The organism is Pseudomonas sp. 3JA, from assembly GCF_036961705.1.
Classification (GTDB): Bacteria; Pseudomonadota; Gammaproteobacteria; order Pseudomonadales; family Pseudomonadaceae; genus Aquipseudomonas; species Aquipseudomonas fluorescens_Q.
The window spans coordinates 1-308 of sequence record NZ_JBAMDJ010000119.1 but is presented as its reverse complement, the minus strand read 5'-3'; the positions used below and the strand labels follow the sequence as shown (position 1 = coordinate 308).

Genomic DNA, 308 nt, shown 5'->3' with positions numbered 1-308 from the left:
ACTACAGCGGTCCAACCAACCTGCACACCGCCCTGAGCCAGCAGGCCACCCTGAGCCCCAACGCCCCGGCATTGGTGTTCGAAGGCCAGCGCCTGAGCTACGCCGAGCTGGACCAGCGGGCACAAGCCGTCGCCCGCGCCCTGCGCGCCGCCGGTATAGGTACCGACAGCATCGTGCCGGTGTGCATGGAGCGCTCGGTGGAGATGGTCGTGGCCTTGCTCGGTATCGTCCATGCCGGCGCCGCATGGCTGCCGCTGGATCCGGAGTTGCCGGCCACGCGCCTGGCGTTCCTGATCGAAGACGCCGAC

General features: G+C 69.2%; 1 protein-coding gene. It reads left to right on the top strand.

Going from position 1 to position 308, the window contains the following annotated elements:
* Positions 1–308, top strand: a 308-nt coding sequence (locus tag V7773_RS30300; RefSeq protein WP_336076511.1) for an AMP-binding protein, incomplete at both ends; no start/stop codon positions are given.